We start from the raw sequence: 12,439 nt of genomic DNA on the forward strand, positions 1-12,439 counted from the left end.
CTGAGGAGGTCCGACGTGCGCATGGGACCAGGAGAGCACCGGTCGGTGGCCTTCTCCGACGAGGCCGAACTCGAGCCAGTGCTGGCGCCGTTCATCTCCGATGGGCTCGCCGGCCGGGACAAGGTGCTGTACGTCACCGACGTCACGCATCCCGCCGTGGCCGTCGGCCTGCTGCGCGGCTGGGGAATCGACCCCGACGGGCACGGCGGGCGGCTGGAGGTGCGCGAGCTGGGCACACCCGACCCCGACGTGATGGTCGCCGAACTCACCGAGGCCGCGCACCGGGCCCGCGCCGAGGGTTACCGCGCTCTGCGCTTCACCGGCGAGATGAGCTGGGCCGTACGCGAGGGAACCGACAGCCTCACGGCCTTCGAGACCAAGGTCCAGGCCGTGTTCGACTCCGGTCTCGCGATGGGGATCTGCCAATATGACCGGAGGGTGTTCCCGCCCGTCACCCTGTCGGAACTGCAACGCCTGCACAGTGGAGCAGACGTGGATCTGGAGTTCGACGGCGCCCTGCTGCGGATCCGCCGCAGCGCCCGGCCGCCGGGGCTCGAACTGGACGGCGAGATCGACGCCAACGGAGTCGACGAGCTGGCCAGAGCGTTGTCGGCGGCCGTTCTGCGGGAGAGCGGCGACGTGCACGTGGACATGGGCCGGATCTCGTTCATCGACCTGTCCGGCCTCAGAGTCCTGGTGGACACGGCGACGGCCCTGACCGGGGGCAGGTCCCTCGTGCTGAACCATGTCCCGGAGCACGTCGTGCAGCTGATCGGCCTGATCGGCTGGGACCGGGCGCCCGGGCTGCGCGTGCGAGGAGGGGACGCCTGATGGAGCCCATGATTCATCAGGCGTGCCTGTACGGCTCGGACCAGGAGTTCCTCGAGATGGCCGTGCCGTTCGTGCGGGACGGCCTGGCCGACGGCGAGCCCGTCCTGGTGACCACGACGTCGGGCAACCTCGAACTGCTCGGCGAGGCCCTGGGCGGCGACGCCGCGCAGGTCGACCACGCGGAGACCGCCTACTACGGCCGCAGGACGGCCCAGCGCGCCACGGCGTTCACGCGGTACTGGCGGCGCAACAGCCGTCACCGGCGGGTCCGGATCCTCGCCGAGCCCGTCTGGCAGGGCAGATCGGCGCGCGACGTGCTGGCCTGGAAGCGGATGGAGTCGGGTCTCAACCTCCTGCTCGACGACACGGGGATCTGGATGATCTGCCCCTATGACCTGCGGTCGGTCGGCGCGGGCATCGCGGAGGACGCGCTGCGCACCCACCCGTCGGTGTGCGCCGACGGCAGGACGGGACGGCCTTCCGGCTCCTACGCCGACCCCCTCGACTTCATCGGCGGGTGCGACGCCGCGCCGCTGCCCGCGCCGCCGCCGGACGCGACGAGCGCCCCCATCGACGAGATCAACGACGTGCGCCGGTTCGTGACCGATGAGGCGTATCGCCGGGGCCTCGCCGGAGAACACGCCTCGATGCTGGCCGTCGCGGCCCACGAGGCCGCCCGCTATCTCGGCATGCCGCTGACGGCCGGCGTGTGGGCGGGCTTCGGGGCGCTGATCTGCGACCTGCGCCGGCCCGGCAAGGCGGTCTCCGACCCGCTCGCCGGATTCCGGCCGCCCGGTCCCATCGAACGGTCCGAGGACGGGCTCTGGCTGGCCAGGCAGATCTGTGACCACGTGGACGTCCGGGCCGACGCCGCGGGCTCCACGATCAGGCTCCAGGCGGCGGGGCCCCGGCTGCAGACGGGATGATTTTCCCGATTAGGCGTTTAGCTCGATCCGGGCTATGGTAAACACGCTTACATAGATCGTGCCTAAGACGCAGGCACACCTTTTCAAGCGCCTTTCTGCCTTGAGGTGTGCCATGGATATCGCGATCGTTTCCGCTCACGAGCTCACTCTCGACACCCCCGCCATCGCCCGCGAACTGGCACGCGGCCACCGGGTCACGGTCTACACGCGGTCCAGGGCGAAGGGCGCCGGGGTGGAGCACGTACCGGCCGGGCCCGATGTGGAGCTCTCCGAGAGCGACCTGCTTCCCTACATCTCCGATTTCAGCAACGGGCTGCGGCGGCGGTGGAGCAAGAGCCGCCCCGACATCATCCACGCCCACTCCTGGTCCAGCGGGCTCGCCGCCATCGCGGGCTCAGAAGGGCTCGGCGTTCCTGTCACCCAGACGTTCCACGGCCCCGGCGGCAGCGGGACGCCCGCGACCGTGCGCCGGCTGGAGTGCGCGATCGGCCGGCGTGCTCGCGCCGTCATCGCCGCGTGCGCGGACGAGGAGTCGGAGCTCATCCGGATGGGTGTCCCCCGGCGCAACATCTCCGTCGTGCCCCACGGGGTCGACACGCAGCGATTCCGCCGCCAGGGCCCGGCGTTCCCGCGCGGGAACAGGCCGCGCCTGCTCCACGTCGGGCACTGCGGGGCCGACAGCGCGGTCCACGCGCTGGCCGCCGTCCCGGACGCCGAGCTTGTGATCGCGGGGGGCGACGACCCCAGCGTCGAAAGCCTGCGCGTCCTCGCCCGCGAGTCCGGCGTGGCCGACCGGGTGGAGTTGCTGGGCGTGGTTCCGCACACCGCGATGCCGAAGCTCATGCGCAGCGCCGACCTGATCCTCTCGCTGCCGTCGACCGTGCCCACGGGCACGGCTGCCCTCGAGGCCATGGCCTGCGGGATTCCGGTGATCGCCTCCGCCGCCGGCGCCCACCTCGACTCGGTCGTCGACGGCGTGACCGGCTTCCTGATCCGCCCGGACCACCCGGCCGAGGTGGCGGGCCGGATCCGCCAGCTGCTGGGCGACCCGACCCTGCGGACGGCGATCGGCTACGCGGCCTCCGACCGGGCGCGCTCGCGGTACTCGGTCGAGCGGATCAGCATGGAGCTGCTGCGGGTCTACGAACGGACCTGCGCCTAGCTCCGGCCCGGCACCCGGCCTCCCCCGGCCGGCCGTACGAAGGACAGCCGTACGAAAAGGGGGCCCGCCACATGGCCACCACGCACATGGACACCCGCACGGCGGGGCCCGCCCGCGGTGCGCAACGGGTCATCGAGACGGTCCAGGCCCACGGCGTGCCGTACATCTTCGGCGTGCCGGGGGCGAAGGTCGACCAGGTCTACGACGTCCTGGTCGACGGGGGCCCGGAGCTGGTGGTCTGCCGGCACGAGCAGAACGCGGCGTTCATGGCCGCCGCGGTGGGCCGGTTGACCGGCAGGCCGGGCACCGTCCTGGTCACCTCGGGCCCGGGGACGAGCAATCTGGTGACCGGCCTGCTCACGGCCAACACCGAAGGCGACCCGGTGGTCGCCCTGTGCGGCGCGGCGCCGAGGGAGCAGCGGCTCAAGCGCACCCACCAGTCCATGGACGCGGCGGCGCTGCTCGGCGTCGTCACCAAGTCGGCCGGCGAGGTCAACGATCCGGACAACGTGCCCGAGGCGGTGGCCAACGCGTTCAGGATCGCCGCCACCGAACCGCGGGGCGCGGCCGGCGTGATCCTCCCCGCCGACGTGATGGCCGCCCCGACCCTCGCGAGCATCACCGAGCCGCTGCCGGTGCCGCGGCTCGGCCCCGCCCCGGCGGAGGAGATCGCACGGGCGGCCGGCCTCATCCGTGCGGCACGGCGCCCGGTGCTGCTGGTGGGCGTCCGGGGAGCCGACGTGGAGGCCTGCGCGGCCGTCAGGGCCCTGCTGGCGGAGACCGGCCTTCCCGTCGTCGAGACCTTCCAGGCCGCCAGTGTCGTCTCCCGGGCCCTGGAGGACCACTATCTGGGCCGGGTGGGGTTGTTCCGCAACCAGCCCGGCGACGTGGCGATCGCGCACGCCGACGTGGTGGTCACGATCGGTTACGACCCGGTGGAATACGACCCCGGGCTCTGGAACCCGGCCCCGGGCACGGAAGAGTCCGAGGCGGCGGGCGCGGGGGCCTCGCACACGATCGTGCACATCGACTCGGTCCCCGCGCAGATCGACAATCACTACAGGCCCGCTCTGGAGTTGCGCGGAGACGTGGCCGCGACCGTCTTCGCGCTCGTGCGGCCCCTGGCCGGGCCGGCCCCGGACGCCGAGGCCGCCGCCGAGGCCGGCAGGCTGCGCCGTACGCTCGCCGAGATCGACGAGACCGCCCGGGCCGCCCCGCACGGCCGGCAGGGGCTCAACCCCGTCCGCGTCATTCTGACGCTGCGCGAGCACCTGGCCGACGACGCGACGATCGCCTGCGACGGCGGCTCGCACTACATCTACGTGGCCCGTCATCTGCGCGTGTACGAGCCGCGGCATCTGCTGTTCTCCAACGGCCAGCAGACCCTGGGCGTGGCGCTGCCCTGGGCGATCGCGGCGAGCCTGCTGCGGCCCCGGACGCACGTCGTGTCGATCTCCGGCGACGGCGGGTTCCTCTTCTCCTCCATGGAGCTGGAGACGGCGGTCCGCGTCGGCGCGACGTTCACCCACGTCATCATGCGTGACAACAGCTACAACATGGTCGCCTTCCAACAGATGCTGAAATATGGCCGTACGTCCGGAGTCGACCTGGGCGACTACGACATCGTGCGCTACGCCGCGTCGTTCGGCGCGCACGGTCACCGGGCCGACTCCGAGCCGTCGCTGGCCGCGGCGCTGCGACGGTCCCTCGCCGAGCCGGGGCCGTCCATCATCGATGTCCCGGTGGACTCCAGCCACAACACCGACCTGTTCGCCCAGCTGCCCGGCGACCTGTTCGAGTGAGGGAGGAGCCGTGACGGGCGACCAGGCGGACCGTCGGCCGCCGGAACCCCGGGACCGGCCGCGCGGCCGGGCGGCCGATCCGGCGCGGGACCGTTTCCTGCGCTGGGCGAGGACCCTGCTGTCCCACCACCACGGCGAACACGGCGTGCACCAGGACGCCGATCTCGCGCGCACGGTCTACCAGACCTCGACGATGAGCGCGCTGCTCGACGGCGTCTACGACGGCGACGTCACCATCGCCGACCTGCTGACCCACGGCGACTTCGGCCTGGGGACGTTCAACCACCTCGACGGCGAGATGGTCATCCTCGACGGCGTCTGCTACCACCTGCGCGCCGACGGCACCGCCGGGGTCGCGGCCCCGGCGGACCGCACGCCGTTCGCCGTGGTCACCCGGTTCGTCCCGGACGTCATCGTGCGCGTCGGCGCGCCGGCCACGAGAGGAGACCTCGTCGCGCTGATCGACGAATCCGTCACGAGCACGAACCTGATCCACGCCATCCGGATCAGCGGCGTCTTCGCCAAGGTGCGCACGCGCACCGTGATGGCACAGAAGCCGCCCTATCCACCGCTGACGGAGGCCACCGCGCACGAGCCCGTGACCGAATCCACCGGCCTCACGGGCACCCTGGCCGGATTCCGCACGCCGGACTACGAGCAGGGGATCTCCGTGGCCGGCCATCACCTGCACTTCATCGACGACGAGCACGCCCACGGCGGCCATCTGCTCGACTGCGAGCTGGCGCACGGGACGATCGAGGTCAGCAGCTCGGCCGACCTGCACCTGAGCCTGCCGACGACGGACGCGTTCCTCGCCGCGAACCTGTCCCCCACGGACGTGGCCGCCCAGATCCGCCGTTCCGAGGGGGGCTGACCACACCCGCCGCCCCAGGGCTGCTTGTTCGGGCGCGCCCATGAGAGCCACGGGGTCCACGAGGACTACGGGGTTCTGGGGGCTCCGGGGTTCTGGGGGCTACGGAGTTCGGGGGGCGCCCACGAGGGCCGCCGCCTTGAGGGACAGATGGAGGAGCAGTCGGTCCTCACCGTCGTCGAGTGCCAGGCCCGTGAGCCGCTCGGCCTTGCGGAGCCGGTAGTAGAGCGTCTGGCGGTGCACGCCGAGCCGCTCGGCGGTCTCCGCCGCGTGGCCGGACCTGTCCAGGTACTCCTCGACCGTCCCTGCCAGCTGCCCCCCTGCCGTCGCCAGAGCCGCGGACTCGGTCGCCAGCTCGGCGAGCTCCCGGTGGGCGAGCCTCGCCAGCAGGCGGTAGACCCCCAGATCGTCCCAGGTCGCGACGGGTGAGTGCCGCTCCACATGCTCGGCCACCCGCAGCGCGACGACGGCCTCCCGCCAGCTCTCCCACGCCTCCTCCGCGTCGTCCCGGACGCCACCGACCCCGGCGGCGGTGCCGTACATCTCCTGGAGCCGCCGGGCGACCTCGCCGGCCTGCGACGCCGGCGCGAGCACCGCGAGGAGCGCCTCGTCCGGAGCCGCCTCGGTGAGCACGCCGCGCGGGAGGGTCCACAGCGCCGCCGTCCGGTCGGGCGAGGTCCGTACGGCTATCGCCGCCACCGGCCCCTCCGTCTCCACTCCCGCGGCGGCCCGGGTGGCGGAGTCGGCGGAGAAGAAGTCCCTGAGCCTGGCCCGCCTGCCCCGGGCCTCGTGGGCGAGGAGCGCGGCGGCGCGGTCCACGAGCGGCGCGACCGAGGCCAGCCGCTCGTCGGTCAGGGCTCCCGAGTCGAGCAGCCACAGGTATCCGTAGTTCACCCCGCCGTGCCGCAGCGGCACACAGACCCGGCCGAGCATGCCGGGAAGGCCGGGGATCCGGACCGGCCCCGCCGCGGTGGCGATGCCGTACGCCTCGAAGTGCGCGCGGACCTGGTCGGTGGCGCGCCGGCGCAGGATCGACTCCTGGCGGACCGTGTCGATGTCCCCGCTCTGCGCGCCGTAGGCCAGAAGGTTGAACGAGCGGTCCTCCAGGGTCACCGACGCGTCGAGGATCCGGGCGATCTCATCGGCGATGTCTTGCATGGGTCCATTGTTGTCCATCTGTATGAAAACGCTGTGGCGGATGTCCGTGGACCACCCGTGAACTGCGGATTTACGCTGCTGCCATGTTCGGTTCGCTGCTTCTGGCAGGCTCACGCAGCCCGCTCGCCCGGCGGGCGGTGTCGAGCCTCCCGCTGACCCGCAAGGTCGTCGACCGTTTCGTCGCCGGCGTGTCCGCCGACGACGCCGTCGCCGCCACCCGGCGCCTCACGGAGGCCGGGCTCTCGGTGACGATCGACCACCTCGGCGAGGAGGTCCGCGACACGGGCGCGGCGATCGACGCGGTGAAGGCCTACGTGACCCTGCTCGGCGCGCTCCGGCCGCTGGATCTCGGCCGCCGGGCCGAGGTCTCGGTGAAGCTTTCGGCGCTCGGGCAGGCGCTCGACACGTCGATGGCGCTCGATCACGCCCGCCAGATCTGCGCGGCCGCCAGTGACTGCGGCTCCACGGTGACGCTCGACATGGAGGATCACACCACCGTCGACTCGACGCTGGACATCCTGCGCACCCTGCGCGAGGACTTCCCCGACACCGGCGTCGCCATCCAGGCCTACCTGTTCCGCAGCGAGGCCGACTGCCGTGATCTGGCCGGGTCGCGGGTACGCCTGGTCAAGGGCGCCTATCGTGAGCCCGCCTCGGTCGCGTACCAGAAGAAGAACGAGGTGGACCTGGCCTACGTGCGCTGCCTGCGGATCCTCATGGCGGGCACGGGTTATCCGATGGTGGCCACGCACGACGACCGGCTCATCGCCATCACCGAGTTGCTGGCCGACCAGAACGACCGGACCCGCGATAGCTTCGAATATCAGATGCTCTACGGCATCCGGACCGACAAGCAGCAGGCGCTCGTCGGCGCTGGGTCGCAGACCCGGGTCTACGTTCCCTACGGCGACGACTGGTACGGCTATTTCATGCGCCGTCTCGCCGAGCGTCCGGCCAACGTCGCCTTCTTCCTCCGCTCCCTGAGCGGCAAGTAGTTCTCTGATCGGCGAAATAGAGGGGTCAGCCATGGATGCGATCACCAGCGTTCCGGTACCGGCCAACGAGCCGGTGCGCGGTTACGCGCCCGGCAGCGCGGGGCGCGGCGAACTGGAGAACCGGATCAAGGAGCTCGCGGGTGCGCGGCTCGACCTCACGATGACGATCGGCGGCGAGCGGCGTCTCGCCGGGGGCGCTCCGATCGACGCGGTCCAGCCGCACAACCACGCCTCGGTCCTCGGCACCATGGCCGACGCGACGGCCGCCGACGTCCGGGCGGCGATCGAGGCCGCGGCCCAGGCGGCGCCCGCGTGGCGGGCCATGCCGTTCGAGGAGCGGGCCGCGATCTTCCTGAAGGCCGCCGACCTGCTCAGCGGGCCGTGGCGCGCGACGCTGAACGCCGCGACGATGCTCGGGCAGTCGAAGTCGGCCCACCAGGCGGAGATCGACGCGGCCTGCGAGCTGATCGACTTCTTCCGGTTCAACGTGTCGTACGCCCGGCAACTGCTGACCGAGCAGCCGCTGTCGTCGCCCGGCGTGTGGAACAGGATGGAGTACCGCCCGCTCGAGGGCTTCGTTCTCGCGATCACTCCGTTCAACTTCACCTCCATCGCCGCGAATCTGCCTGCTTCTGCGGCTTTGATGGGAAATGTCGTCGTATGGAAGCCGTCGCCGACGCAGCAGTTCTCCGCGCACTTCCTGATGCGGCTGTTCGAGGCCGCGGGCCTGCCCCCCGGCGTGATCAACATGGTGACCGGCAACGGCGCCGCGGTCTCCGAGGTCGCGCTGTCGCACCCCGACCTGGCCGGCATCCACTTCACCGGCTCCACCGCGACCTTCCAGCACCTGTGGCGCACGGTCGGTGAGGGCATCACGGGTTACCGCAGCTACCCCCGGCTCGTCGGCGAGACCGGCGGCAAGGACTTCGTCGTGGCCCACCCGTCCGCGTCGGCCGACGTGCTGTCGACCGCGCTGATCCGGGGCGCGTTCGAGTACCAGGGCCAGAAGTGCTCGGCGGCCTCCCGGGCGTACGTGCCGCGGTCGGTCTGGTCGCGCATGCGCGACGACCTGGTCTCCGCGGCCGAGTCGCTCACGATCGGCGACGTGGCCGGCGACCTGTCGACGTTCATGGGCGCGGTCATCGACGGGCGGGCGTTCGCCAAGCACAAGGACGCCATCGACCGGGCGCGCGCGACCGGCTCGATCGACGTGCTCACCGGGTCGTACGACGACTCCACGGGCTACTTCGTGAAGCCCACCATCCTGGAGTGCTCCGACCCCACGGACGAGATCTTCGTCAAGGAGTACTTCGGCCCGATCCTGGCGGTCCACGTCTACGACGACTCGTCGTACGACACCGTGGTCGACCAGATGGAGAGCGCGGCGCCGTACGCGCTGACCGGGTCGATCATCGCGCAGGACCGGCAGGCGATCACCGACGCCACGGAGCGGCTGCGCTTCGCCGCGGGCAACTTCTACATCAACGACAAGCCGACGGGCGCGGTCGTCGGCCAGCAGCCGTTCGGCGGCGCGCGGGCCTCCGGCACCAACGACAAGGCCGGCTCGATCTTCAACCTGATCAGGTGGGTCAACGCCCGCACGATCAAGGAGGCGTTCGTGCCTCCGGTCGTCGAGGGGCCGTTCCGGGGCGACGTGCCGCAGGGCGGCTCGCCGCAGCCCGACCTCGGTACCCTCGGCTACCCGAACGGCGCCACCGGATGACGGCCGAATGATGGCCGGACGGCACTGCGGGACACCGGCCGGTTGACGGCCACCGGAAAGGGCCGTCCTTTCACTCGCGAGCCGCCCGGTCAACGGAGCCCGGGCGGCTCGCGCTGTTGTGGGGCCGCTTTTCGGCCCGTCTCCATCGATCGATACCTCCGGACCTTCTTCTCGGCCTGCGTATTCTCGACTTGCGTACGGCGTGTCGCTCATGGGCGCGCCCTGTCCGCGCCGGAGCCGAGAGGAGACCGACCGTGGACGACCTGGCGGCGGTCGCCGAACTCGCCGAAGCCGAGTCGCTGTTCGCGCTCATCGCCCAGGCGCCCGAACCCGCGCGGTCCGTCCTGGGGATCGCGTCCGCCCGCATCGGCGGGGGCGTCGTGGTGTCGATGCGGCACGACTCCACCGGCTACTGGAGCAAGGCGCTCGGATTCGGGTTCGAGGAGCCGGTCAGCCACAAGCTGATCGCCGAAGTCTGCGACTTCTACCGGGACCAGGCCAGCCCGGGCGCCGTTCTGCAGATCGCCCCGATGTGCCTGCCGCCCGAGTGGCCCGGCATCTGCGCCGCGCAGAACATCTCCGCCGGATCGACCTGGGTCAAACTCGTCCGTGCGGCGGACACCGCGGCGTTCCCTCCGATCCGGACGGACCTGCGGGTGGCCGCCGTGGACGGGGACGCGGTCGCGGAATGGGCCTCGGTACTGCTGCGCGGCTTCGGCATGCCCGTGGAGGCGATGGGGCCGGTGCTGGTCCACGGCGTGGCCCGCGGCGGATTCCGCCCCTACGCCGCCTGGCGCGGTGACTCCATGGTCGGCGCCGCCAATCTGCGCATCCACGGGGACACCGCCTCGTTCTCCGGCGCGTCCACGTTGCCGGGGCATCGTCTCAGCGGCGCGCAATCGGCCCTGCTGGCCGTACGGGCCCGCGACGCGGCCGCGGCAGGTTGCCGGTGGCTTGTCGCGGAGACGTGGAAACCAGCCCCCAACAGGCGGAACTCGTCACTGAACAACATGCTGAGGGCCGGCTTCTCCGTCATCCATCCCCGGCGGAACTGGCTCTGGAAACCGGACGGCCTCCCGTCCTGACCCCGGAGGCCGGCGGCTCATCCGGGCGCCGATCGAAGGGGTCGATCGGGGGTTTCATCCGTGGGGTTTCATCCGTGGGGGTTCATCCGTGGAGACCCATCCGTGGGCTCATTCGCGGCTCATCGTGGGGCTCAGAGGCCGGAGACCGCCGGGATGACCCGGGCTCCGATCGTCTCGAGCGGCTCGAGGAGGTGGACCTCCTTGACGCGGCCGATCGCGTGGCTGAAGCCCATTTCCGCGAACCCGCCGAGGTCGTCGATGATCCGCTGGACGTTCTCACCGCCGTCTCCAACGTCGTAGCCGTAGTAGACGGTCTTCTCGATCTCGTCGTAGTCGCGGCCCTCGGACTCGCAGTGAGCCCGCAGCACGTCCAGTTTCCGCGCCAGGTCGGGCCCGGGGAACAGATTGCAGGCCTGGGCGTACCTGGCCACCAGGCGGAGGGTCTTCTTCTCCCCTCCTCCGCCGATGAGGATGGGCGGGTGCGGCCGGGTCAGCGCCTGCGGCGAGTTGAGCGGCCGTTCCAGCTGGTAGTGCCTGCCGTGGTAGGGCTTCTCGTCACCCGTCCACATCTGCAGGCAGATCTGGATCGCCTCTTCCAGCCGCTCGAACCGCTCACGCGTCTCGGGGAAGGAGAAGCCCAGGCCGCGGGACTCCTCGTCGTTCCACGCCGCGCCGATTCCCAGCCAGGCACGGCCGCCGGACAACACGTCGAGGGTTGTGACGATCTTGGCCAGGAGACCGGGCTCGCGATAGATGGTGCCGGTGACGAGGGTGAACAGCTCGGCCCTGGACGTGTGGGCGGCCAGGTAGCCGAGGGTGGTGTAGGCCTCCAGCATCTCGTTCTCGCTGGGACCGACGCTGCGGATCTGGAAGAAGTGGTCCATCACGGCGATGGAGGCGAACCCGGCGTCGTCCGCGGTCTTCGCGATCGCCGCCAAATCCGCACCAAGGGTGGTGGGGCCTCCGGGGTAGGTGAAGTCGGGGATCTGCAAGCCAATCTTCATTTGTTCCTCCTATTACTTGCTTACACCTCCTCCCTGGGGCACAGGAAGCCCCATCTTTCGCCAGATTCCCGGCGCCCAGCCACCGCCACGGCGACGCGGGATCAGAGACCGCCGCCGCGAATCAGTCGGCCATGTCCCGGATCGCGATGACGCGGCCGATCCGCAGCCGCACGAGCAACTCGCCCGGCACGCCGTTGCGCTCGCCGAACTCCTTCGCCCGGTCCTCGCCCATGTAGCGGCCGCCGATCACGGACGCCCATTTGATCAGGTCGTCGAGGTCGGACTCGATCGTCGCCTCGCCTTCGATCATGACGAACGCGTACGGGGCCCGGTCGTCGTCGACGCACAGGGTCGCCCGGGGGTCACGCCGGAGCGCCTTGCCCTTCACGCCGGTCTCACTGGTGTTGAACACCACGTCGTCACCGTCGAGGACGAACCAGACCGGGGTCACGTGGGGCCGTCCGTCCGCACGGGTGACGGCCAGTTTCCCGGTCCGCGTACCCGTCATCACGAACTCACGCCATTCGGCATCCGCCATGACTTCCATACCCCCCAAGCTACCCCCACCCCCCTTCCGCGTGATCATGCACAGGTTCGACCCCCTTGGCGTGATCATGCCCAGGTTCGACCCCCTTGGCGTGATCATGCACAGGTTCGGTGCTCAGCCCACCGACCAGCGCCGACCCAAGCCGTGATCATGCAGGACTTCGCTGCGACGGCGCCTGACGTGCGGAAATCCAAACCGTGATCATGCACGGATTCGAGGAAACGTAGCCCGACAAGCATGGATTCCGTTCGTGATCATGCATGAGTGGAGGCGGGAGTAGCCCAACAAGTCACCTGCGTGATCACGAATGCCATCACGCCAGGTCAGCACCTTAG

The 12,439-nt window shown here is 70.8% G+C and carries 11 protein-coding genes; 8 read left to right on the plus strand and 3 right to left on the minus strand.

Annotated features, from left to right (window positions below):
- Positions 1-21: 21 nt before the first annotated feature.
- The 5 genes from Pka01_RS00095 (at position 22) to budA (ending at position 5,595) form a co-directional block, all read left to right on the plus strand.
- Complete coding sequence (locus tag Pka01_RS00095) at positions 22-831, plus strand: MEDS and STAS domain-containing protein (RefSeq protein ID WP_239114670.1); 810 nt, start codon at positions 22-24, stop codon at positions 829-831.
- On the plus strand, positions 831-1,757 hold the full coding sequence (locus tag Pka01_RS00100; RefSeq protein WP_203880440.1) for an anti-sigma factor RsbA family regulatory protein: 927 nt from the start codon (positions 831-833) through the stop codon (positions 1,755-1,757). The genes Pka01_RS00095 and Pka01_RS00100 overlap by 1 nt, the downstream gene beginning before the upstream one ends.
- A 112-nt stretch (positions 1,758-1,869) precedes the next feature.
- A complete protein-coding gene (locus tag Pka01_RS00105; RefSeq protein ID WP_203880441.1) occupies positions 1,870-2,919 on the plus strand; it encodes a glycosyltransferase in 1,050 nt (349 codons plus the stop codon).
- A 71-nt stretch (positions 2,920-2,990) separates the two neighbouring features.
- Positions 2,991-4,721, plus strand: a complete 1,731-nt coding sequence (alsS, locus tag Pka01_RS00110) for an acetolactate synthase AlsS (protein ID WP_203880442.1) — start codon at positions 2,991-2,993, stop codon at positions 4,719-4,721.
- 10 nt (positions 4,722-4,731) lie between these two features.
- Positions 4,732-5,595 (plus strand): acetolactate decarboxylase, encoded by an 864-nt coding sequence (gene budA / locus Pka01_RS00115; protein ID WP_239114591.1) that lies wholly within the window; start codon positions 4,732-4,734, stop codon positions 5,593-5,595.
- 99 nt (positions 5,596-5,694) lie between these two features.
- Here the strand turns inward: budA and Pka01_RS00120 are convergent, their stop codons facing one another.
- Positions 5,695-6,750, minus strand: coding sequence for a PucR family transcriptional regulator (locus tag Pka01_RS00120; RefSeq protein ID WP_239114592.1), 1,056 nt, complete (start codon positions 6,748-6,750; stop codon positions 5,695-5,697).
- Positions 6,751-6,833: 83 nt separating this feature from the next.
- On the opposite strand from Pka01_RS00120, the gene Pka01_RS00125 reads away from it, so the two are divergent.
- The 3 genes from Pka01_RS00125 (at position 6,834) to Pka01_RS00135 (ending at position 10,553) form a co-directional block, all read left to right on the plus strand.
- Positions 6,834-7,745: a proline dehydrogenase family protein gene (locus tag Pka01_RS00125; protein WP_203880445.1), complete on the plus strand. Its 912-nt coding sequence runs from the start codon at positions 6,834-6,836 to the stop codon at positions 7,743-7,745.
- 31 nt (positions 7,746-7,776) lie between these two features.
- Complete coding sequence (gene pruA / locus Pka01_RS00130) at positions 7,777-9,468, plus strand: L-glutamate gamma-semialdehyde dehydrogenase (protein WP_203880446.1); 1,692 nt, start codon at positions 7,777-7,779, stop codon at positions 9,466-9,468.
- Between the two features lie 254 nt (positions 9,469-9,722).
- Entirely contained in the window at positions 9,723-10,553 is an 831-nt protein-coding gene (locus Pka01_RS00135) for a hypothetical protein (protein WP_203880447.1), read from the plus strand.
- 131 nt (positions 10,554-10,684) lie between these two features.
- On the opposite strand, the gene Pka01_RS00140 is transcribed toward Pka01_RS00135, so the two are convergent.
- Entirely contained in the window at positions 10,685-11,557 is an 873-nt protein-coding gene (locus tag Pka01_RS00140; protein ID WP_203880448.1) for an LLM class F420-dependent oxidoreductase, read from the minus strand.
- Positions 11,558-11,678: 121 nt separating this feature from the next.
- Positions 11,679-12,104, minus strand: a complete 426-nt coding sequence (locus Pka01_RS00145; RefSeq protein ID WP_203880449.1) for a PPOX class F420-dependent oxidoreductase — start codon at positions 12,102-12,104, stop codon at positions 11,679-11,681.
- Positions 12,105-12,439: the final 335 nt, after the last annotated feature.

This window comes from Planotetraspora kaengkrachanensis (assembly GCF_016862895.1).
GTDB lineage: Bacteria > Actinomycetota > Actinomycetes > Streptosporangiales > Streptosporangiaceae > Planotetraspora > Planotetraspora kaengkrachanensis.